Raw genomic sequence first — 20,211 nt, forward strand, 5'->3', positions numbered from 1 at the left:
ATAATGGGGAAAGTATTTTGGATTCCGTTAATTGCCTCGTTTACAACAATGGCCGTATTATATTTTATCGGTTATTTAGCTGACTTAAATTTTCTTATATTTAAAATTTCACTCTCACATACTGAAATTGCGTTACTGCCAATATTTGTTGGGGCAGCAGTAGGAATAATAACTGAACGGATGATTAAAAGGAAAGCAGGAGGATTTGAATGATTGCTTATTACTACGATCAGCTTCATACATGGGGGAAAGAAGACAATTTTTTCATGGAGCTTCTACAGGTAACAAAAGCTAAAAAGATTGCCGACCTGGGCTGTGGTACGGGACGGTTAACGATGGAATTGGCAAAGGCCGGTTATGAGGTAACTGGAATCGATCCAAATGAAGAAGCCATTCTTCGAGCTCAAGGCAAAGATAATACACAATCGGTATCATGGATGATCGGCGATAGTCAGGACTTAACAACTAACGGATATGATGCCGTAATCATGACAGCGAATGTTGCGCAGGTCTTTATTTCGGAAGAGAGCTGGAATAGTGTACTACAAGATGTATTCACAGCTTTGAAGACTGGCGGGCACTTTATATTTGATGCACGGAACCCTCAAGCAAAAGCATGGGAAGAATGGCAAAAAGATGAGACGGTAGACGAACTTCTAGATGTTCATACAGGGGACCCTTTGCTGTATTGGGATGAATATGAAGGGTTAGATCGGAATGTTTTTACCTTTTATGAAAAAATTAAAAATGTTAATACGGATATTACACACGAAGCAAAGGTTCAGCTAATATTCCGTAGCTTTGAAGAAATTTCAGCCTCACTTAAAAGAGCAGGCTTTTCTACAGTGAAAGCTTATGAAGATTTCAAATTACAGCCGGCTACTAATCAGGCAAAGTCGTTTATATTTCATTGTGTGAAATGAGTTGAATACAAAAGTTGATACTGGATTAGGAGGGGGTTTTTTGGTTAACTTATTGGAAAATGCCTTTCAAATTTCAGGAGCGATCCTCCTTATATGTGGTATATATTTTTATTGGCATTTTAAAAAAATGAAGAAGGAAAAAAAGCTAACAACATCTGAACGCGTGGCCTATATAATTACACGAATCGCGATGTTTGTTTGTGCAGGGAGCTATGTTCTTCTGTTTCTAAATAATTAACATATATTATAAATCCTGTTTTCTTGTACAGGATTTTTTTATTCTACAAAAGTACCAAAATAAATTTATAGAATCTTTTTTTACTGCTGTTACGTACGAATAAATAGGAAAGGGAATGGAGGCTAAGACAGATGGAGAAGACGAAGAAATTGATGGCCGGCGTTTCAGCAACTGCACTTACTTTAAGCTTGGCAGGCTGCGGTACTTCAAATAGCAGTTTACCGCCAAAGCCTACTGACCAAAGTTGCAGGGATTGGGACTGGTCGGAAGAAGAAGGCGTATGGCGATGTGACGAGAGCCGTTCAGGATATTACGGCGCCTACTATTATGGGGGTAGATATTTCAATAATAGATCTGCACTAAACAGTGACAGCAGCTACATAAATTATAAAAACAGCGATAGCTTTAAAGCCGCAAAAACAAGTTCGGGTTTTGGCAGTGGCACAAAAAGTTTCGGAGGATAGGGGAGACAAAATAACATGAACGGGTATTTAAACTTTTTATCATATCTTGGTGTGTCTTTAGGTTTGTTAATAATCGGAATGGTGCTGTTTGCGCTCAGCACACCCAAGATTAAAGAATTTCAGTTAATTGCACAAAGGAATGTATCGGCCGCAATGCTACTAGGTGGTAAAGTAGTCGGACTGTCAATTGTATTAGGTGCAGCTGCCGAGTATTCGATTTCTTTAATGGATATGGCAATATGGGGAGCGATTGGAATTGTAGCACAAGTAATTGTATTTTTCCTTGCTGAAGTTATGACAATCCGATTCAGTATTCAAAAGGCGATCGAAGAAGATAATCGTGCAGTCGGAACAATGTTATTGTCGTTATCAATTGCGGTTGGGTGGATTGTAGCGAAATGCATATCTTATTAATTTAAGGAGCGGAAACAGTGAAGCGTTTAATTTACTATGTAGATAAGGGAAATGGCCATTATGAGCCGTTTTATGAATATACGGAAACAAATGTAGGACTTGATGAGTTTTATGCAAGACAGCTGTGCACCTATTTTATTATGCGCGGTACACAGTATGAGCTCGTATCGAATGAAATGGAAGAAGATATGGAAGTCTTGGTTTTAAAGGAGATGGGCCGCAATTTATCCGGCGAGGATGAGAAAAGCTTTCGTGAACGGGGCATACATATAGAATTTAGAAAACCGAATGAACGTGAAAATTATCATCTGTTGTCGCGTATTCCTTGTGATACTCATTTTGAAGTGATCCGCTACTTATTGAAAGATGTAGTGGATATACCGTCCATTGGGCAAATGCTCGTTACATCTACAGAGATTGATGAAGATCGTGGTGTTTATGTAATTTACGTAACAGAGATGAAAGTGAGCTGAGCAATTCATGACGAACAGCGAACGCAGCCAGTTTTATGCGAAGATTGGCCAATTTTGGGCAGATTTATATGACGAGGAGTACGCCCTCTATGATCTTTATGAAATAACAGATGAAGAGGTCGAAAAGATCCGTATAGCTACAGAATGTGCCGGGAAAATCTATTTTAAGACAGCCCATTTATTACGTAATATTCCGGATGAAGCACTTCTTGAAATGGGGTATCCGGAAGAAACGCTTTCTTTTCTACGCATGAAAACAATGGAAGCCGAAAGTGTAATTGCCCGCTTCGATTTTATTGCACATAACGGCGGCTATAAATGTATTGAAATGAATGCTGATACACCTACCTTTATTAAGGAATTATTTGTTGTAAATGACCAAATTTGCAAAGAATTCGGTAGAGAAAATCCGAATACCGAAATGGAAGGGCTGTTAAAAAGCAATGTGCGAAAAAGTGTTGCCCAAAGTATATTTTCCCCTGATGCACATATTGTATTTACCGCACATGATGACAATATAGAGGATTATCTTACTACGCTTTACATTATGCAATTTGTGCCCGGAGCAAAATTTACGCCTTTACATCAGTTGCGAATACAAAAAGGTGTGGGATTGTTTGATGAAGACGGAAAGCGGATCGACTTACTGTACCGTCCGACATTTCCGATTGAAAATTTGATTCAGGACGAAGATGGAGCGCAGAATAGAATAGGATTGTGGTTAATAGAACTGATAGAGCTGAATTTGCTGACGATCCTCAACCCACCTTCTGCATTTTTACTGCAAAACAAAGCAGTACAGGCCATTATCTGGGGATTGCATGAAGAACGAAATGTATTTTTCACATCCGAAGAGCATGAATGGATTGCTGAATACTTTTTGCCGACGTATTTGGAAGACACCCCATTCATCGAAAAAGGTCTACGCTATGTAAAGAAACCGGTATATGGACGCGAAGGGGATACGGTGGAAATTTATGCTGAAGACGGAAAGCTTATAAAAGAAGATGTCCAAAAAACGTATAATCACTATACAAAAGTGTACCAGAAATTTATCGAGCAGCCGAAAACAATATTCCGAAGCGAAAAGGGAGTACAAACAGGAGAATTATTGGTTGGCAGTTTTTTAATAAGCGGAAATCCAGCCGCAATAGGGTTGCGTGTTGGCGGGATGATTACAAATAATTTATCGCATTATTTGCCGATCGGATTGAATAGAGAGTAGAGGTGTCATAAAACTTGAGCAATCGATCTATTGCTAATTTATCGTTTATATTATGTGCGGTTATTTTATTAAATAATTTATCAGTCGTTGTACTACATACGGAAATTTCCAAAGTGACATTCAATCTGTCTTTACTTTTATTGGTTATGTTATTTATCAATGGCATAGTACATAAGAAAAAGGCCAGTAAATAAATATGGCTGGGACAGATTTAACAAAAGCTTGTCCCAGCCTCAATATTAAAATAGTAAATCCGATATAACTTGGACAATTAAAAGGAAAAATATAATTGGCAGCAGAATCTCTACCCATTTCCCTTTTAAATAAGGAATAATTTTCAGACCAATATGTGAGCCGACAATCGATCCGACAGCTACTGGAACGGCGACTCCCCAATTAACAATGCCATAAAATAAGTAAAATAGAAAAGCAGTTGTACAGCTTGCAAACATTAAAAAGCGAGTCATTTCTGCCGCCATTACATAGCCGACGTGTTTCTTCAGAAAATATGTAATGTTTAGCAGTGCAGATCCTGTTCCTAGCCCGCCATCATAAATACTAATAAAAAACGGCACGATTAAATTAGTTTTCTTTTCGATGTCCGGCTGTTCGTCTCCAACTTCCTTCTTCTTCTTTTTTATAACAAAAAAGAACATCACGATTAACACAGTACAAGCAACAATATTCATCGTATGTTCTGCTAATCTTGTTGCTAAAAACGCCCCGCTTATACCGCCCATTGCAGCAACGAGCATAAAAGGAACCATTTTTTTCAATGATACTCTTTTTTTCTTCGTCAAAACAATGACAGTAGAAAATGAAGATATGCCAGTTGCAAATTTATTTATTGCGACTGTCGCATGAATCGGTATGCCAACTAACAATAAGGAAGGAAGCAATACGAATCCTGCAGCTCCAAACATGACCCCTACAATGGAAGCAAGTATGCCGATTGCGAATAAGATGAGCCCATCTACTGATAACCATTCTATTAATAAGTTCTCCATACAAATCCCTCCTATTCACAAAATACTGCTATACTACTCATAAAACAAATATATATATTTTGTATATTCATAAATATAAGTTATGAGTGGGTGAGAAAATGAATTTACATGCGCTAAGAATTTTCACAAATGTTGCTAAGCAGGGCAGTATAACAGAAGCAGCGAAATTCCTTCATATCAGTCAGCCTGCTGTTACTGTGCAAATACGTAAACTTGAAAGAGAAATCGGTGTTAAACTTATAGAAGGAAAAGGTAGAGGGATTCAGCTGACATATGAAGGCGAATTTCTTTATGAGCAAGGGTTACGGTTATTTCATCTGGAAGAACAGATTGATGAAAAGTTTAAAAACTTTTTGGAAAAGAAAGAGAATATAAAAATTGCTTCGTCCTATATTTCGACGAATTATATTTTACCGCCAATCATTGCAGGCTATAAATCGGAAAACCCAAATATTGATATGTATGTATCATTAGGAAATGTTCAATCTGTTGAGCGTCTTGTCCTCGATTATAAAGTCGATTTTGGTTTCGTTGTGCAAAGCAATATCGGTCATGAAGATATAAACTTTGAAAAAATAATGGATATCCCGTTTTGGTTTGTTGTCCATCCAACGCATCCTTTGGCAAATAAAGTAGTATCGATTTTTGAACTAAGTGAACAAGATTTTATATATAGGGAGCGAGGCAGTTCAACACTGGACTTGATGGAGGCTATTTTTTATACACATAATTGCCCGTTACCGAGGTTCGGCTTACAAATAGAAGGTGTACTGGAATCGATTAAAGTTGTCGAATCGGGGTATGGAATGGCTATTGCCCCAGCCTGCAGTGTAAAAGAAAAGTTATCGCAAGGCAGCATTGCACGCATTTTTGTAGATCAGGTGGAAATCAGCCAAAGCCTATTCAGTTGTACAAGAAAAGTGGATAAGATGGAACATCCTTTTATTCAATATTTGAAAGCGAACTTAAGCGATTTAGAAGTTTAAATTATATAAAAATCTATGCAGGAAAATTTTTTGAAATAGTAATCGCTTACAAAATTGACACACCTATAATGATGGAATAATCTGAAAATATAACGTCTGGAGGTGTGAATAAATGAAGTTTTTATCCAACCCTAAGCCTTATAAAGAAATCATTCCGAAAGTGCTGCAAGTGATTTTGAATATTGGTTTAACAGTAATGGCGTTGGCTCTTTGTGTTATGCTTATCATCGAAATGGTTGAGCTTTTAAAGTTCATATTTAACGGGGAAAAGCATGAATACAAATACTTTCTGGCAAAAATTTTAGTATTCTTCCTGTACTTCGAGTTTATCACGATGATTGTGAAGTATTTTAAAGAGGATTATCATTTCCCGCTTCGTTATTTTATGTATATCGGAATAACGGCAATGCTCCGACTCATTATTGTCGAACATGACTCCGCAATAGATACACTCATTTTTGCAGGAGTGATTCTGATCTTGATTATTAGTTACTACATTATCAATATTACACCGAGAGAGAGGCCGAATAGAAAAGCCTAAGCATTAACTTAAAAAAAGGCTAATCAATATGATTAGCCATCTAGCCGATATAATTTAACTCCTGTTAATTAATCTTCTCAACAGCCAATTGCCACTTTCCGTTCGCATCTTTTGAAACAGCCATTTTCACGTTAATATCTTCGAACAAAATATCTCCTTCTTTATAGATCATCGTAGCCATAGTCACAGCATTTAAATATCGTATATCTCTATAGGAGGCTAAATATTTAACAGTTGCATTATTTGTTAGTGTTTTGATTTTTTCCATTGCAATGTCTTTAGAAATACCTAGACGTTCAAAGTCATTGAGCAGGCTGTTTTGGTTAAAGAAATACAGTTCGCCATTTGCAGCTTTCACAAGCATATTTGCAAACTGAGAACGTTTAATCGGTGTACTTGGTTTGAAATTTCCGTCGTCGTAACCACTTAAAATTCCGATTGTTTGAAGTGTTGCGATTTCCTGTCCCCAAGGATACGTAAAGTCATTTCCGTTAAATATATCAGATGGGGAAGCGCCACTGTCTTTGTAATCTTGCAATTTAATTAATGGAATTTCATATGCTTTTATAATGACTCCGGCAAATTGTCCCCGCGTTAAGGGCTGGTTAATACCGAAAGCTCTCGGAGAGGAAGAAGAATTATTCACATAATATCCGCGCATAATCCCGTTCCAGTCCAGCTTATTAATGTAAGGATAAAATTGATCTGTTTTTGGCACATCGATAAAGTTCGCACCACTGTACCATTCCGTATGCTCAATTTCTTTTAAGCGGTCATCCAATACTTTTGCAAGTATACTTGCCACTTGTCCCCGTGTAATATTTTCATATGGTCTAAATTGAGGCAATGTCCGGCTAATTGCTTTATGATTTAACAAATACTGAACAGAGGGATAAAAGTTGTCCGATTCTTTGACGTCTTTGTAATGAACGGTCGTTGCATTGACGTTTATCCCTACCGGAAACATCAAGCCCAGTGCAATACTAATAGAGGCAATCGTTTTTCTCACTTTTCCAACTCCTTTAAATAAAATTATAGTACTTTAACCAAAAGATAACATTATAAGGAAACTATTACAATGAACTATAAAAGTCCGAAATTTAAATAAGCGCATCTATCTTATTTGATAGATACGCTTATTTATATTAAGCCCTAAAATTGTAGTTAAGAAACCCCTTCACTCCATGTAGAATGCATCGAATGATTGGTTCTTTTCTTGTCACGCATTCGTACATACATATTGTTAGATAAAAGCGCAATGATAATCAACACTGTTCCGACAATATCAAACACCGTTACCGCATTCCCTTGAACAATGGAAATGAATAGTGTTGTGACAGGAACGAAATTGATGAACAGTAATGCATTCAAAGGAGACAAGTAGTTGACGCCAATGTTCCAGCCCAATAATGCAATGACACCCGGGAAAATAATCATAAACAGTAAGTGTGGACCTACTGCAACTACATCGTTTACATCTGGCACAGATAAAGTGCCGAACATTGTCGCACCTAAAGTAACGAATAGCGCGGTTACCGTTCCAAGTAAACAGCTCAATGTAGAATAGCGCAAAGCAGACCAATGACTGAACTCATTGGCACCCATTGTATAAATCACCCATCCGACGACAGCGATAAAGATAAAAAGGGAAGGGATAAACTGACCTGTCGTGCCTAAAAATGCCTGAAGATCGCCTTTTGTAATAACTAATACCGCACCGATAAATGATAATAATACACATAGTAATGTAAACAGCGATGGACGGTGTTTAAAAATCATCCATGAGATGACAATCGAAATCATCGGCATCAGTGATTCCATTATAGAGGCTGTCATAACACCGGACTGTCCGAGTAAATCCTCGCCCCAGAAAATAAGCAAATTATAAACAGTAAAGGCCATCGTACCGAAAAACCAAAGCTGCAGGCCTTTTCCTTCCATACGGAAAGCTCTCTTACCTTCTTTCCATAGTAGCAGTGCAATCAAAATGATCGTCACAGCGCCATATCTGAAAATCGTAAAGTAAAAAGGGTCTATATGTTTAAATGCATCATGTGCAACCGGAAACATGGCCCCCCATGATACTGCAGCTATAAAACAAAGAATAGAACCTATTAAAACGCTGTTTTTCAATCTTTATTAACCTCTTTTCACTAAATAGTCACGATTACTATCTTACAATCATACAAACATCTCGTAAAATGAATTAAATTTATTGTTAGTATCATTATTAGAGATACCATAGTAGAGTAATGGTAGTGAAAAGGAGTTTGAAATCATCATGGAATTTAAAGACTTGGAAATTTTTCAACTTGTTGCCGAGAAGGGAACTGTAACAGAAGTAGCGAAAGAGTTAAATTATGTCCAATCGAATATAACATCAAGAATCCAGAAACTTGAATTAGAATTGAACACGCCATTATTCAATCGACATCGACGAGGGATGACTTTGACGCCTGAAGGGAAAAACTTGCTATCTTATAGTAAAAAAATATTGTTATTGACGGAAGAAATGAAAAGAGCCGTCCTTAATAAAAATGAACCAATCGGGAAGCTTGAAATAGGTACGGTCGAAACGGTTTACCATTTACCAAACATATTAACTTCCTATATGAAGAGTTATCAAAATGTCGATTTGTCATTAATAACAGGGGTAACAGAGAAATTGGAGCAAAAAGTACTGGATTATAAATTGGATGGAGCGTTTATAACCGCATCGAATATTCATCCGGATCTTGAATCATATGAAGTATTTGATGAAGAACTTGTATTAATTTCAAACTCACCTTATCTGAAGTTGGGAGAATTAGAAGGCATCCCGTTCCTATGTTTCAGAAAAGGCTGCGGATACCGGGCACGTCTGGAAACATGGTACCAGGATCAAAATATCAGTCCTCAAAAAGTGATGGAGTTTGGTACACTGGAAACGATTATACGCAGTGTTTCAATGGGACTAGGGGTTTCATTTGTCCCAAAGTCAGCTGTTGCACATCTGGAGCAGAGCGGGACTATTTATTGTCACTCATTGCCAAGTGAGTATAGTAAAGTAAAGACGGTCTTTATTAGGAGAGCGGATTCCTATTTGACGGCAACGATTGAAAAGTTTATTGAAACAATTCAACATAATAGACAAATCGTATAAAAGGAACAAAACTTCCCACATTAGGAAAACTAACTTAAAGAAAAATAGTGAGGTGAACAGATGAGTAACCAGCTATCTGAATTTCAAATTTCCTTAAAGGAGATTCATTATTTATCACCAAGAGTAAATCAGGGGCTTGAGTTAATATTTGTTGTTGAAGGGCAGATTACTGTCGAGACAGATAGCCATTTTTATGAATTAAATGAACTTGATTTATTGGTTATTAATCGGAACGAACTCTTTCAGATAAAGGGAAATCCTGATAATTATGTGCTCAGTCTAACAATTTCGGATGCATTTATCGACCGATTTTATACAAATTACCGTGATAATCGCTTTGAATGCTACTCAAAAGAAGTGCATATGGGGCGCGAAAAAATGCTTAATAATCTTCGTAAGTGGCTTATTAAGTTAATTATTTCCTATTACCGTCAAGATGAAAGCCACCAGATTGAGTTTCAAAAATATTAATGTGATATCTTGCTTACGCTCATACGCGGCTTTAAGAAAAAAGGGAGCTCCTCAGAAAAATTGGATACAAATGATCAGCGGCTTACGCAAATTATCGATTACTTGGAAAGAAATTATGATCAGCCGATTACGTTGGAGGAAATGGCCCGAAAATCCTATTTGTCGACAGCTTATTTATCCCGTTATTTTAAACAAAAGATGAATATGGGGTTCAGTCGTTATTTAATGACAATCCGTCTAAAGCATAGTGTAAAAGATTTGCTCTATACGAATGATACGGTATCACAGATCTCGATGAATAATGGATTTCCCAACACGAAATCATTTACGACCCTTTTTAAAGAAAACTATGGGATGACACCGCATGTCTATCGGGAGAAACATCCTGTAGATAAGAAGGATTCATTTAAAGAGTACCCGCTGGAAGATGCGGAACAGCCAGTACATTCACCTGAAATTTTAGGCAAGTTAGGGGTTATTTTAAATACACTTGATCAATCGTATAAAAATACACAATCGAAATTTGAAGAATTGTCATTGGATATAACAGCACCTGGCAATATTCCTATTTCAAGGCCCAAACATATGGTTATTGCGCATGAGCTGAAGGAATTACAAAAGGAAAATATCCGTGCACAAATTTTAATGGCGAAAAGAGAAATCGGGGTAGATTTTGTAGGAATCAGTAATTTACTAAAGGGAGAAGCGATTTCAGCTGAGATTGAAACGGATGAAATCATTCCGACAAGTTCACAATATTTTAAAACCGATATTGCCCTGGAATTTTTAAAGCAGCAAAACTTGGCACTTTTCGTAAGAATTGATTATCAGGAATTATCGATGGATGAAGAAAATTATCTCAGAAAGCTGGAGCATTTTTTGAAGCATTGTCTGCAATTATATGGTGGTTCCTATTTAAGCGCCTGGCATTTTCTCTTTTATGAACCATACAATACTATCGTGGCAGCAGATGAGCTAAAACGGGTTTATTTTAGGTTATACCATTTGATAAAAGGCATTGTACCGGATATTCATGTCGGTATGTTTTTACCTTTTTCCTTTGAAAAGGAGAAGACAAGCGAAGCGCATATATGGCTGTTAAAAGAGGCGAAATTTGTAGATTTTATAGGGTATCATTCGAATCAAAATGATGTTGTAGATTTTAAAGAGTTGAACGATGACCGCTTTTTCCTGACAAAAGATTATTTGAAAGAAAAAACAGAAAAAATAAAAGCGTATTTAAAGAAGAATGGAATTAAAAAGCCGCTTCATGTCATTTCATGGAATACTCTTTCCGGAAATACACGCCTGACAAACGGCCGCTTTTTCCGCGCAGCATTAGTATTGGAAAATATACTGGACATAGCAGATGAGGTGGAATCAGTAGGTTTTTGGATTAATACGGTTGTACATGAAAGTGAGAGTGACGGCCAACGTATCCGGATTGAAGGGCTAGAACTTTTCCATTATTTTGATGGAAAAAGACCGGCATATTTTGCATTAATGTTTGCAAAAAGGCTAAACGGTAAGATTGTTGCCCAAGGACCTGATTACATGATGACAAAAAATGAACGTGGGTATCAGTTAGTGCTCATGAACAGTAAAACCGTGAATCCTTATTATTTAATTGAGGAAACGTTTTTGCAAATGTTCAATAAGGACTTATTTGTGAAAATTAAAGGAATGGAGCCTGGCGAATATCAAGTGCGAAAATACACGTTTGACCGTGAGCATGGCGCACTTTATACAAATTGGATTGATTTGAATAGCCGCTATGGATTGGATATGGAAGTCATTGATTATATTAACAGGTCAAGCTATCCTCAACTTGAAATTTTTGATGAAAAAATTATGAGTGATTGGTCTTTTTATTCATACTTAACGGTGAATGCCATTCATTTTTTTGATATAAGAAAAGCTGTTTTATAAAAAGATTGTTGCGAGCGATACGCAGCAGTCTTTTTTTATTTAAGTAAAAAATTGACGGTATATTTTTGCTGCTCCAATTGTTTCCGTAAAAAATATACAGACTCGTATACATGTTATACGCAAATAATAACTTTTTGACATTTAGGTTTCTGTATAAACTAAAGACATGAAGTATTGATCAGGCTTTAACGGCTAAAGAATATTCTCGAGAAAATAAATCATTATTGTTAATTGTTAAAGCGTTGTTGAAATATTTCTTTTAATAATGAGGAGTATGATTAAAAGAGATTTGAAGACATTATAATAACGCGGGAAATTTTATAGGAGGATTATTATGAACACATACAAAGGTACGAATAAAATGATCATCGGAATTGTGTTTGGTGTTATTACATTCTGGTTATTTGCTCAAGCAATGGTAAACGTTGTACCAGCTGTTCAAGAGGATTTAGGCATTTCGCTTGGTACGATTAATATAGCGATTAGTTTATCGGCATTATTCTCAGGAATGTTTATCGTAGCGGCAGGTGGTCTTGCTGATAAAATAGGTCGTAAAAAAATAGCGGTCATCGGTTATTGGCTAAGTATTCTTGGTTCACTCTGTTTAGTATTGGCGCAAGGTGCTGTTTTATTAATAATCGGCCGAATTATTATCGGTCTATCAGCTGCATTCATTATGCCGTCTACAATTGCTTTAATCAAAGCTTACTTTGAAGGCGCGGACCGTCAAAGAGCATTAAGCTACTGGTCAATTGGTTCATGGGGAGGTTCCGGTGTTGCATCATTTGCAGGTGGTGCCATTGCGACTTCATTAGGATGGAGATGGATTTTCATCTTCTCGATTGTATTCGCTCTAGTTGGTCTGTTTTTATTAAAAGACACACCTGAAAGTAAACAGGAGTCTTCAGGAAAATTCCGTTTTGACTACGTCGGTCTAGGCATTTTTATTGTCACAATGGTTGCATTAAACATTTTAATTACGTATGGTGCAGACTTTGGCTGGACAAGCGGCATTTCCTTGATTTTAATGGCAGTAACAGTAATTGGATTAATTACATTCATTCGAGTAGAGATGAAAAAAGAAGTTGTACTAATCGACTTTGCAGTATTTAAAAACAAAGCCTATACAGGTGCAACGGTATCGAACTTTTTACTTAATGCAATAGCGGGTACATTAGTAGTAGCCAATACGTATGTGCAGGTAGGACGTGGATTTAATGCTTTCCAATCAGGCTTACTTTCCCTTGGCTATTTAGTGACGGTACTGGCAATGATCCGTGTAGGGGAGAAAATACTTCAACGTGTTGGTGCTAAAAAACCGATGATTTGGGGTGGAATAATTACTACGGTCGGTGTTGCATTAATGGGATTAACATTCTTGCCGGATGTAGCGTATACAATCGCGGTATTCGTAGGATTTGCTTTATTCGGTCTTGGCTTAGGTATTTATGCAACACCGTCAACAGATACATCTGTATCCAATGCACCTTCTGACAAAGTTGGGGAAGCGGCAGGTGTATATAAAATGGCAAGTTCTTTAGGTAGTGCGTTCGGTGTAGCCATTTCCATGACAGCATACGGCGCGGCATCTGCAAACGGCAACCTGGAAATGGCCACAACAACAGGGATCATCATTAACGTCATATTCGGTGTCCTTTCCATCTTATCAGTTTTATTCCTAGTTCCGAAAAACGCGGGGAAATCAGTCGATTAATTAGAATGATGTAAACGCCTTGTCAAAGGCGTTTACATTATTTTCTTCAAAATTTAAGTTCAGGAGTGGTAACCATGAAACAAAAACTAATGGAGATGCTGGAACTTCGTAAAGATGAAATGATTCAAATCCGGAGACATTTACACCAGCATCCTGAAATATCGTTTCAAGAAGAAAAAACTGCACAGTACATTCTCGACTTTTATAAAGGAAAAGATGTAGAAATTCATTCAAATGTCGGAAATGGCTACGGAATTATTGTAACGATTAAAGGCGGCAAGCCAGGCAAAAATATCGGGCTTCGCGCAGACTTCGATGCATTGCCGATTACCGAAGAAGCAGATGTTCCATTCAAATCTGTTAATGAAGGAGTAATGCACGCATGCGGCCATGACGGACATACCGCATATTTACTTGTATTGGCGGATTGTTTGATCGAATTGAAAGATGAGATACCAGGGACAATTAAAATTATTCACCAGCATGCAGAAGAAGTTCCGCCAGGCGGAGCGAAAAGTATCGTAGAGTCAGGGCTGCTCGATGATTTAGATAATGTTTTCGGGATTCACTTGCTGCCAATGGGACCTGCAGGATTTGTCGGTTATAATTCAGGTTTTGCCTTCAACGGGCGTGCCTACTTAAAACTGAAAATTCAAGGACGCGGCGGACATGGCTCCTCACCACATTTGGCAAACGATGCGATTGTTGCCGGTGCACACTTTGTCACTGCTGTGCAAACAATTATTAGCCGCCGTTTAAGCCCCTTTGATATCGGTGTTATTACAATTGGTTCCTTCGACGGTAAAGGGACATTTAATGTGATTAAAGATAGTGTAGAACTTGAAGGCGATATTCGCTATATGACGATAGAAACGAAGGAAAAAATTGAAGTGGAAGTAAAAAGATTAGTAAGAGGTTTGGAAGAAGAATTCGGTGTCACTTGTGAGTTGACGTATGAAAACGACTATCCGCCATTATACAATGACCCTGAATTAACAGCGAAAGTAGCAGGATATTTAGTAGGGGCGAATGATCCGATTATTACAGAGGTGAAGGAAGTGCCGCCAATGTCGCCATCTGAAGACTTTGCCTATTATGCAGAGAAGTTCCCGTCTTGCTTCTTCTATATTGGTTGTTCGCCAAAAGGAGTAGAAAAACCTTATTACAATCATCATCCAAAATTCGATATTGACGAAGTTGCGCTTCTGGTCGCGGCTAAAGCGGTCGGACATGTCGTATGCGGCTATTATGAAGAAAATTAATAGTAAAAAGGAGTTTCGGATTCATGCCGAAGCTCTTTTTCTTTGGATAAATCTGTCTTACCGAACATCTCATGTAACAAATGTATATACTAATTTGATGCATAAGAACGAGTGAAAAGGATGTGTTCAAGTGCTTAACGAGTGGCATGCGGAAGTGGAGGAAGTGTACGATCAAATGGTTGCTTGGAGAAGGCATTTGCATGAGAACCCTGAACTGCCATTTCAAGAGGTACAAACGGCCAGAATGGTAGGGGATATTTTAGCAGGTTATGGAATTAAAGTGCAACGGAATATTGGCGGGCATGGCGTTGTCGGAATTTTAAAAGGGGGGAAAACAGGGCCGACGATTGCATTAAGAGCTGACATGGATGCGTTACCCATTCAACAGAAAAATGAAGTGCCCTATAAATCCCAGGTCCCGAATGTTATGCATGCATGCGGTCACGACGCACATACAGCAACATTGCTTGGGGTAGCAAAAATACTAAGTAAATATGAAGACCAACTCCATGGGACGATTAAATTTATTTTTCAACCAGCGGAAGAGCAATTTCCGGGGGGAGCGATTCAAATGTTAAAAGAGGGTGTGCTCGAAGGGGTAGATGCAATCTTTGGAAATCATGTCCTATCTTCCGTCCCATTAGGAAACTTTACGGTACCAAAAGGGAGTGCTACCGCTTCCAGTGACTATGTAAAAATTAGAATAATCGGTAAAGGCGGACATTCTTCCGCTCCTCACACTTCCGTCAATCCAATTGTGATTGGCGCACAAATTATAACTCAAATCCATTTGTTAATGAGTCAAAAACTTGATCCGGTACAACCGGTAGTGGCAGCAATTACTGTGTTCAACTCCGGGGGTACAATAAATGTGATTCCCGAAGAAGCTGCAATTGAGGGGACAGTTCGTACATTTAACCAGGAACAACAGGAAAAAGTCCAAACACTTTTAACACATATTCTTAATAATGTCACAGTAACTTATGGTGCTACTTATGAGCTGGAATATACAAGAGGATATCCGCAATTAGTCAATACCGAGAAAGAAACAAAAGTTGTAAGAGATTTGCTTGATAATATTAACCATTTAAATGTCGTCGAGATGCCCCCCATTATGGCAAGTGAAGATTTTGCGTATTATTTGCAACAAGTTCCCGGAGTATATTTTTATACTGGTTCAGCTACAGATGCCCCCACTACACAATTTCCTCATCACCACCCAAAATTTAATATCGATGAACATGCAATGAAAAACTCGGCGAAAGGATTTTTAAGTATTGTACATTATTACTTAATTCCAGACGATGCCTGACAAAATTCCCATAATATCAATTTATTTTGAAACCATTTCCAAAAGAATGCGGTATATAGGGAAAGGGGGAATAATATGAAATTTTTTCTAATCGGTACAGGGGTGTCTTTAATAGGAATTTTGCTTTGTATTATTATTTGGGATGTTCATATGATTTCCAATATTACGAGCGGGATTGGTTTTGTCTTTCTTATTGTGGCATGCATTTTTTCCGGTGCGTTTGTCAATGGTGACCGGATGCGGGCAAACATGGCAATGGAAACGAAAGAAAGCTGGATTCAAAGAAATAAGATTGCATGGCGTTCCCTGACGATGGCAGTTCCTAACTTTGCTGTCGCATTCTTCTTTTACTACTATTTAGGCTACTAATTTATTTCTCGAATATATTACCAAAATATACTTGTATTCATATAAACTCTGTTTAAGTAATATGTTAAGGTATTATAGAATTTGGAGAAGTGGGGTTAACTAGATTGAAGGTACTTCAATTAGCAATTTTATTAGTTTTTACAGCTTGTTTTATAACTGTAACGCCAGCGTCGGCAGCAGAAAAAACGACCGATCAGTATTACATGGATGATGTAAGTTATGAACATGGTGCATATGAGCAGTTGGAACGTTTCTTATATGCAGATATTATCGACGGATACGAAGAACCGACAGTTTATGAAGAAGATGGTGAAGTATACGAATATACTTCAATACTCTTAAAGCCTGAAAATAGTATTACGCGTGCACAGTTTACGAAGATTTTAGTGAACGCAATGAACTTGACAAACGGCGATATTCAGAAAGAATTCTCTGATGTTAAGACATCTGCATGGTATTATGATTTTGTTCAAATTGCGAGCAGTAAAGGCATTATTACCGGAAAAGAAGATGGTACATTTAAACCGAACGATAAAATTACACGTGCTCAAATGGCAGCGATGGTTTATCGTGCATTTAATGGAACAGTTGATTTTTCAAAAACAGGAAAAATGTTTAACGATGTAAATCCAAATAGCTATTCTTATGAGGCGATTGTGAAAACAGCAGGTGCCGGTATTGTAAATGGCTACGGAGAAACATTTAAACCGAATGATTATGCAAAGCGTTCTCACGCAGTATTGATGATTGACCGTGCGCTGCATTTAGAGAGTGGTGAAGCAGAAGATGAAGCTTCAATCATTGCGACAGTGAATCGCTATATTGATAAAGAATTTGAGTTTTCTTCAGACAAGGAAAACGCAGAAGGTATGGATGCGCTCTATCGTGAAACAACAACAGGCTACTATTTAGCTTATTCACTTGATAGCCAATTGCTATTGGAAGATGCAGATTTTTCAACTGGTTCGAGTTCATCCCAAAAAATCGGCGAGTATTCAAGTAAGTTGATTACACTGAATAAACGTTTTGCCGCAGTAAAAATTGATGATTTAAAAGTTCATATTAAGATGACTGACCCGGAAATCAATTTTAATCTTGAGATGACATTAGATTTATCCGGTACGGCTTACTTAAAGAAAACAGAAGACGGTCTGTGGAAAATCTATAATCTGGTCTATGATGAAGAAGATTATGATAATATGCTGACTGCAGCTGCAGCGATGGAAGAACAATAGTAATTCCCCCTTCTTTTATAGAGAAGGGGATTTTTTTATGAGAACATATAGCAGAGTTTATTCATGAACATTTCGAAAGATTACGATATTAAGGTATTATTATCTATTATATAATACATTCAAAGGGGAGATGGGCATGCATACAAAATTACAAGCAGTGGTAGATACGATGGAGTTATATCAGGCAACTTTTCCGGAAGATGCTTGTATCGTTGTAGCGAATAAAGAAGAGGTTGTCGGATATCAGCCGGGTCAGTTCATTGATCTGAAAATTACTGTAGGGATGAAATTGGAGAATTTCCGAGGTACCGTAACAGAGCGGGCATTGACATCCAAACGTTTTTTAAGAGAAGAGAAGGGTCCCGAAAAATTCGGGTTTGCTTATATTTCAACAGCACAGCCTATTTTTGATGGCGGAGAAATAATTGGGGTCGTGAGTGCCATTATTTCAAATGGAAAAATGGATTCCATGCGCCAATTAGCAACAGAGTTATCGAGTGCGGTAGAAGAAATGACGGCTACGAATGAAGAGTTAACCTCAGCGAGCATGGACGTATCGAGCCGTTTGGACGGGCTTGTCACATCTACAGAAACGATGACCGCAGATATCGGGGAAATCAATCACATGGTCGAGCTTGTAAAAGGAATTGCATCGAAATCACAAATTTTAGGATTAAATGCATCGATTGAAGCTGCACGTTCTGGCGAGCATGGAAGAGGCTTTGCAGTTGTAGCGAAGGAAATTCAAAAAATGGCGCAGAACAGCAAAGAAAGCGCAGAAAAAATTGCTGCGCAGCTTAATAATATTCGCGTTTCCATTGAAGATGTAAGTGGAACAACAAGCCAAATCGCAGCGTTTACAGAACAGTTTGCTACAAGTATGCATGAACTGAATGATGCATATGGAAGTGTGAACGGCACGGCAGAAAAGCTATTGGAAATTAGTGAAATAAAATAATAGAACTCGAACAACCACTCCGAAAGATTATCGGAGTGGTTGTTTTTAATTCACATTCAATCGACTTTTTATAAGTACATATTTTAAAAATGCGGCACCTGTAGCAACAAGAATCGTAATTAAAATGATAACAATACCGATCAACGCCACTAACGGAGGCAGTGCATTTGTATAATCGAGCAGGAAGAAGCCCGAAATATATAAAACAAGAATGATATAGGCGCAATATTTTATATAGTTTAATCCTTGTTCAAGAAGACTGGAAAAAACTGATTCCCGCTCAATAAGTGTAATCATCTTCAATGTTTCATATAGCGCATAGAAAAATGGAATTGCGGTCGCATACATACCTAACAAAATCGGATATTGCAGGTAGGCGACTTCCGGATTTAAATGCGCAGTTTCCTGAGCCACACCCGGTAAAATAAATACACATAATGATAATACAAGTACACCAGTTGAAATAATAAACGTTCTTAAAAAGATTGAATTTAATTTCTGCATATTAATCCCCCTTCCATTCAGATATATGAAAAACAGACGTTAGAAAATTCGGAAAGTTTCCGAGTGCAAATAATGATTTGCTACTCCTATATATTCCATTAATTGTTACAATAAGTAAAAGAGGTGAATGGAATGTTCGGTACGGAGGATTATAAAAAAATAGAAAAGTATAGAAAACATTTCTTAATTTTTAATCTCATGACGATCCTGTTTTTTACGGGAATATCTTTTACTAAGGTTATTCCAAATTTAATGGGGTTTGATTTAGTTTCTACATTTATAGTTTTCCTTATCTATATTGTTGTTGCGAATGTCTTTGTCGGGATTTTTGTTCGCAAAACGCAAATGGTTTTTTTCATTTCGCTACTATTCAGTGCTCTTGGAATGGGCTGGCGTCTATGGCTTGAGTGGGGAGAATTCAGTTTAGTTGAACATACAAATATTGTTGTGATGATAGGTTATCCAAGTATTACAGCACTTATAATTACACTTATTTATGCTGTTTCAGAAAAGTTCAAGACGAAAAAGCTCGTCATTATGGATAGGAAATAAAAGAGCATCAAAAAAATCAGAAAGGTGGATATGAATGGAATACCGATTGGCTACTAAAGATGATATGGAATTATTAATAGATTTACGTAAGCGATTATTAGTGGAGGAAGGGCAAACCGTATCTTCCAATATCGATGAACAATTAAGGAGCTTTTTTGAGAAGCAATTGAACTCTGACCAAATTGTTCAATGGATTATTGAGGAAGAGAAAGGTGCGATTGCTACAGGGGGCATTCAGTTTATTTCCTTTCCCCCTAGTTATTCCAATCCCACAGGCATTCGCGGGTATATTTTGAATATGTATACAACACCGGAAAGCAGAGGTCGGGGGCTTGCGAAACAGTTGGTTGAGCGGTTACTGGCAGAAGCTCAAGAAAGAAATGTACATCACATATTTTTGATTTCTTCACCGATGGGCAAGCCGTTATACAAAAAAATCGGTTTTAAGGAAAATGATATTTACATGGAATATTTCATTAAATAGTTTAGGGG

24 protein-coding genes are annotated in these 20,211 nt (G+C 37.5%); 20 read left to right on the forward strand and 4 right to left on the reverse strand.

The window, feature by feature from the left end; genetic code table 11:
• Nucleotides 1-3 precede the first annotated feature (3 nt).
• From AC6CH1_RS17310 to AC6CH1_RS17340, 7 genes are all read left to right on the forward strand, one after another.
• A complete protein-coding gene (locus AC6CH1_RS17310; RefSeq protein ID WP_498318617.1) occupies nt 4-213 on the forward strand; it encodes an ATPase in 210 nt (69 codons plus the stop codon).
• Nucleotides 210-923 carry a class I SAM-dependent methyltransferase gene (locus AC6CH1_RS17315; protein WP_498318619.1) on the forward strand — a complete coding sequence of 238 codons (714 nt, stop codon included), beginning with the start codon at nt 210-212 and terminating at the stop codon, nt 921-923. The genes AC6CH1_RS17310 and AC6CH1_RS17315 overlap by 4 nt, the downstream gene beginning before the upstream one ends.
• Nucleotides 924-1,292: 369 nt before the next feature.
• A complete protein-coding gene (locus AC6CH1_RS17320) occupies nt 1,293-1,625 on the forward strand; it encodes an aminotransferase yhxA (protein ID WP_427713978.1) in 333 nt (110 codons plus the stop codon).
• Between the two features lie 15 nt (nt 1,626-1,640).
• Complete coding sequence (locus tag AC6CH1_RS17325; RefSeq protein ID WP_251691109.1) at nt 1,641-2,039, forward strand: DUF350 domain-containing protein; 399 nt, start codon at nt 1,641-1,643, stop codon at nt 2,037-2,039.
• Between the two features lie 17 nt (nt 2,040-2,056).
• Nucleotides 2,057-2,512, forward strand: coding sequence for an RNA helicase (locus AC6CH1_RS17330; protein ID WP_498318621.1), 456 nt, complete (start codon nt 2,057-2,059; stop codon nt 2,510-2,512).
• A gap of 7 nt (nt 2,513-2,519) precedes the next feature.
• Complete coding sequence (locus tag AC6CH1_RS17335; RefSeq protein WP_498318622.1) at nt 2,520-3,737, forward strand: glutathionylspermidine synthase family protein; 1,218 nt, start codon at nt 2,520-2,522, stop codon at nt 3,735-3,737.
• Between the two features lie 14 nt (nt 3,738-3,751).
• Nucleotides 3,752-3,931, forward strand: a complete 180-nt coding sequence (locus AC6CH1_RS17340; RefSeq protein ID WP_427713970.1) for a hypothetical protein — start codon at nt 3,752-3,754, stop codon at nt 3,929-3,931.
• A gap of 45 nt (nt 3,932-3,976) precedes the next feature.
• Here the strand turns inward: AC6CH1_RS17340 and AC6CH1_RS17345 are convergent, their stop codons facing one another.
• Nucleotides 3,977-4,744, reverse strand: a complete 768-nt coding sequence (locus AC6CH1_RS17345) for a sulfite exporter TauE/SafE family protein (protein WP_251691117.1) — start codon at nt 4,742-4,744, stop codon at nt 3,977-3,979.
• Nucleotides 4,745-4,842: 98 nt separating this feature from the next.
• Here AC6CH1_RS17345 and AC6CH1_RS17350 point away from each other — a divergent pair, with 98 nt between their 5' ends.
• Together AC6CH1_RS17350 and psiE are read left to right on the forward strand one after the other, a co-directional pair.
• A complete protein-coding gene (locus AC6CH1_RS17350) occupies nt 4,843-5,730 on the forward strand; it encodes a LysR family transcriptional regulator (RefSeq protein ID WP_427713967.1) in 888 nt (295 codons plus the stop codon).
• A 112-nt stretch (nt 5,731-5,842) separates the two neighbouring features.
• Nucleotides 5,843-6,271 (forward strand): phosphate-starvation-inducible protein PsiE, encoded by a 429-nt coding sequence (psiE, locus tag AC6CH1_RS17355; RefSeq protein ID WP_251691121.1) that lies wholly within the window; start codon nt 5,843-5,845, stop codon nt 6,269-6,271.
• Between the two features lie 64 nt (nt 6,272-6,335).
• Here psiE and AC6CH1_RS17360 read toward each other — a convergent pair whose 3' ends face one another.
• A complete protein-coding gene (locus AC6CH1_RS17360; RefSeq protein WP_427713965.1) occupies nt 6,336-7,280 on the reverse strand; it encodes an S-layer homology domain-containing protein in 945 nt (314 codons plus the stop codon).
• Nucleotides 7,281-7,435: 155 nt separating this feature from the next.
• Complete coding sequence (locus AC6CH1_RS17365) at nt 7,436-8,404, reverse strand: DMT family transporter (RefSeq protein ID WP_427713963.1); 969 nt, start codon at nt 8,402-8,404, stop codon at nt 7,436-7,438.
• A 148-nt stretch (nt 8,405-8,552) separates the two neighbouring features.
• On the opposite strand from AC6CH1_RS17365, the gene AC6CH1_RS17370 reads away from it, so the two are divergent.
• The 9 genes from AC6CH1_RS17370 (at nt 8,553) to AC6CH1_RS17410 (ending at nt 18,663) form a co-directional block, all read left to right on the forward strand.
• Entirely contained in the window at nt 8,553-9,413 is an 861-nt protein-coding gene (locus AC6CH1_RS17370; RefSeq protein WP_498318625.1) for a LysR family transcriptional regulator, read from the forward strand.
• A 60-nt stretch (nt 9,414-9,473) separates the two neighbouring features.
• Nucleotides 9,474-9,884, forward strand: coding sequence for a hypothetical protein (locus tag AC6CH1_RS17375; protein ID WP_498318627.1), 411 nt, complete (start codon nt 9,474-9,476; stop codon nt 9,882-9,884).
• Between the two features lie 60 nt (nt 9,885-9,944).
• The gene (locus tag AC6CH1_RS17380) at nt 9,945-11,813 is read left to right on the forward strand and encodes a helix-turn-helix domain-containing protein (protein ID WP_498318628.1); all 1,869 of its coding nucleotides are present in this window, start codon (nt 9,945-9,947) and stop codon (nt 11,811-11,813) included.
• A 328-nt stretch (nt 11,814-12,141) separates the two neighbouring features.
• Entirely contained in the window at nt 12,142-13,527 is a 1,386-nt protein-coding gene (locus tag AC6CH1_RS17385) for an MFS transporter (RefSeq protein WP_498318716.1), read from the forward strand.
• 74 nt (nt 13,528-13,601) lie between these two features.
• Entirely contained in the window at nt 13,602-14,789 is a 1,188-nt protein-coding gene (locus tag AC6CH1_RS17390) for an amidohydrolase (RefSeq protein WP_498318630.1), read from the forward strand.
• A 130-nt stretch (nt 14,790-14,919) separates the two neighbouring features.
• Nucleotides 14,920-16,101 carry a M20 metallopeptidase family protein gene (locus tag AC6CH1_RS17395; RefSeq protein WP_427713953.1) on the forward strand — a complete coding sequence of 394 codons (1,182 nt, stop codon included), beginning with the start codon at nt 14,920-14,922 and terminating at the stop codon, nt 16,099-16,101.
• A gap of 75 nt (nt 16,102-16,176) precedes the next feature.
• The gene (locus AC6CH1_RS17400; protein ID WP_251691136.1) at nt 16,177-16,470 is read left to right on the forward strand and encodes a DUF5316 domain-containing protein; all 294 of its coding nucleotides are present in this window, start codon (nt 16,177-16,179) and stop codon (nt 16,468-16,470) included.
• A gap of 104 nt (nt 16,471-16,574) precedes the next feature.
• Nucleotides 16,575-17,705 carry an S-layer homology domain-containing protein gene (locus AC6CH1_RS17405; protein WP_498318632.1) on the forward strand — a complete coding sequence of 377 codons (1,131 nt, stop codon included), beginning with the start codon at nt 16,575-16,577 and terminating at the stop codon, nt 17,703-17,705.
• Nucleotides 17,706-17,841: 136 nt separating this feature from the next.
• Nucleotides 17,842-18,663 carry a methyl-accepting chemotaxis protein gene (locus tag AC6CH1_RS17410; protein ID WP_251691139.1) on the forward strand — a complete coding sequence of 274 codons (822 nt, stop codon included), beginning with the start codon at nt 17,842-17,844 and terminating at the stop codon, nt 18,661-18,663.
• A gap of 45 nt (nt 18,664-18,708) precedes the next feature.
• Here the strand turns inward: AC6CH1_RS17410 and AC6CH1_RS17415 are convergent, their stop codons facing one another.
• Nucleotides 18,709-19,167 (reverse strand): DUF2975 domain-containing protein, encoded by a 459-nt coding sequence (locus AC6CH1_RS17415; protein ID WP_498318635.1) that lies wholly within the window; start codon nt 19,165-19,167, stop codon nt 18,709-18,711.
• A 132-nt stretch (nt 19,168-19,299) separates the two neighbouring features.
• Between AC6CH1_RS17415 and AC6CH1_RS17420 the strand changes: the two genes are divergently transcribed.
• A complete protein-coding gene (locus tag AC6CH1_RS17420) occupies nt 19,300-19,719 on the forward strand; it encodes an ABC transporter permease (protein WP_498318637.1) in 420 nt (139 codons plus the stop codon).
• Between the two features lie 34 nt (nt 19,720-19,753).
• Nucleotides 19,754-20,203, forward strand: coding sequence for a GNAT family N-acetyltransferase (locus AC6CH1_RS17425; RefSeq protein WP_251691145.1), 450 nt, complete (start codon nt 19,754-19,756; stop codon nt 20,201-20,203).
• The last annotated feature ends 8 nt before the right edge of the window (nt 20,204-20,211 follow it).

The sequence above is a fragment of the Solibacillus sp. GQ1 genome (assembly GCF_059758555.1).